Raw genomic sequence first — 1745 nt, forward strand, 5'->3', positions numbered from 1 at the left:
AAATCGACAGCCGACCGTTTTCTGATAGCTTGAAATCGAACCCACGGACCCGGCTCGAAGCCGGAAGGAGAAAGCACCCATGATGATCGTAACCACCGCGAAAGGCGCTCAGGAACGTCTCTCCGAGGTGAGCTACGACCAGTTCATCCGGGAGCACGATCTGGATCCGGAACAGCAACCCGACGAAGAAGTCGCGATCGACCGTCTCGACCTGGCGCGCTACAACGCGCTCGAAGGTGGGGATACAGGTGAATCCAGCTGACCTGAACACGACAATCAAGAGGTGTGAAGTATGGGGCATTGGGAACAGGAGAGCGGCACGATCAAACTCCCGAAAACCGAGTTTACGAAGGTCCGCCGAGCCGTGGTTCAGGCGCATAACGAATACGTCGATCGCATGCTGCGATTGGCCCAGTCGATCCATACGCGTATGGGAGAAAAACCAACCCCTCAGATCCCGGAGGACTTTCGTACGCCGGGTTGGACGGGCTACGAACGGCTGGTGATCTATATGGCAATGAAGGTTCTTGGGTCGGACCACGTTGAAGAGGCCGGCAAAATCAAGAGCTTGATGGGCTGGTACACCGATGCTAAGGGTCTTCCGAACCCGAATCGCAAGCCGCGCAAGCCGACGCGCAAAGCGTTGGACAACGATCCTCGAATGGCCCCGATCGGCCTGCGTGAAGCCAACCCGCGCATCCATCTGGCGGAAGATGCTTCGATCGGATTCGACGCGGAGCAACGAACGGTCACATGGGATGTAGAGCAAGGAAGGCATGTGATTGAACGAGCGCGCCGTCACCCGGTGGGGAAGGCCCTGTTCGATGCGTTGAACCGGGTGAAGTGGACCCGCGAGAGTGGCGGGGAAATCCTTTATCAGGACGAATACGGCAACGAAGCGGACGCAGCACCCCGGGTAAAGGAGATTTTCGGGAAGCATGCTGAATCTATGGAGGGTCAGTTGCGGCAGTTCGGCGGGAGGATCTACGGGTTCTGAACCCCGAAACAGGGGTCTCACCCTGAACCGACCGACCCGAATTCCGGGTGGCGCGGCTGGCGGATCCCTTCCGCCAGCCTTTCCTGTGTCCGCCCCTCGCCGCTCGATGTGCAACCCTCGATGGGATTTTGGAGTGCAGCGTTCCGTCTGAGTCGAGCGGAAAAATCGACAGGCGCCCGTTTTCTGATAGCTTGAAATCGAACCCACGGACCCGGCTCGAAGCCGGAAGGAGAAAACACCCATGTCCACGAATACGTACTATCGAAAGACGTTCACCGTCACCTTCTATGCGAAGGGTGCAGACGACCTCCAGAAACCGCTGAATCATCTGGTGGAAGACGCGGAAACGGGCGATGTGGTGGCGGACACGCAGGATATCCCCTCTGAAGAGCTGTCGCCGCTGGAAGCCGCATACGGGCTGCTGGCGGCCGGTTCCGAGCCCGATTTCTTCGAGGAGCTGCCGGACCCCGGGGAATTCGAAAGCGATCCCGAGATTCGGCAGATGGTTGAAGCGGCTGCGCGAGTGGAAGACATCAACGACCCGGCCTTCGATGATGCGCTGGAGAAGCTGCAGACCAACATCGGTGTGACATCCGGTGATGTCGCGGCCCCGTTCTTCTCGGACGTGGAAGAACGTTGGCCGCAGATGGACGAAAGGGATCGCACCCAGCGGGTTTGGGCGTACATCGAGACGGAAAAGGCGGAAGCCAAAATGCAGGCCGAGTCCGAGGACTAAGCGCCCTGCCCT

At 59.0% G+C, this 1745-nt stretch carries 3 protein-coding genes; all 3 read left to right on the forward strand.

Translation table 11 applies throughout. The features are described 5' to 3' along the window. Positions 1–79: 79 nt before the first annotated feature. The 3 genes from F573_RS0113885 (at position 80) to F573_RS14510 (ending at position 1733) form a co-directional block, all read left to right on the forward strand. The gene (locus F573_RS0113885; RefSeq protein ID WP_019023094.1) at positions 80–262 is read left to right on the forward strand and encodes a hypothetical protein; all 183 of its coding nucleotides are present in this window, start codon (positions 80–82) and stop codon (positions 260–262) included. A gap of 30 nt (positions 263–292) precedes the next feature. Continuing rightward, positions 293–997, forward strand: a complete 705-nt coding sequence (locus tag F573_RS0113890; protein WP_019023095.1) for a hypothetical protein — start codon at positions 293–295, stop codon at positions 995–997. A 241-nt stretch (positions 998–1238) separates the two neighbouring features. Beyond that, the gene (locus F573_RS14510; protein WP_019023096.1) at positions 1239–1733 is read left to right on the forward strand and encodes a hypothetical protein; all 495 of its coding nucleotides are present in this window, start codon (positions 1239–1241) and stop codon (positions 1731–1733) included. Positions 1734–1745 lie beyond the last annotated feature (12 nt).

Origin of the sequence: Thioalkalivibrio sp. ALE23, assembly GCF_000378545.1 — a bacterium.
In the GTDB taxonomy this organism is placed as follows: Bacteria; Pseudomonadota; Gammaproteobacteria; order Ectothiorhodospirales; family Ectothiorhodospiraceae; genus Thioalkalivibrio.